The organism is Salifodinibacter halophilus (assembly GCA_012999515.1).
Taxonomy (GTDB): Bacteria; Pseudomonadota; Gammaproteobacteria; order Nevskiales; family Salinisphaeraceae; genus Salifodinibacter; species Salifodinibacter halophilus.
In genome coordinates, this window is record JABEEB010000123.1 from 1 (window position 1) to 305 (window position 305).

The following is a 305-nucleotide window of genomic DNA, read 5'->3' on the forward strand; positions in this document are numbered from 1 at the left end:
CGCCCCTGGAGGGGCGCGGGATCGGCCTGCGCCCGGCGACCGACGCCGACATCGGCTGGCTGCGCGCGCTGTTCCGGCAACTGCGCGCGCACGAGTTCGCGCCGATGGGCTGGCCGCCGCAGGCGCTGGCCGCCTTCCTCGACCAGCAGTTCGCGATGCAGCACCTGCACTACACCCGCCATTACGAACGCGGCGAGTTCCTGGTGGTCGAGCGCGACGGCGCGCCGGTCGGCCGCATCTACCTGCAACGCAGCGCGCCGGAGCATCTGTTGATCGACATCACCCTGGACCCGCACGCGCGCGGC

1 protein-coding gene is annotated in these 305 nt (G+C 73.1%); it reads left to right on the forward strand.

The window, feature by feature from the left end; translation table 11 throughout:
- Window positions 1-305 (forward strand): GNAT family N-acetyltransferase (locus HKX41_10975; protein ID NNC24653.1); only part of this gene is annotated, 305 nt, incomplete at both ends.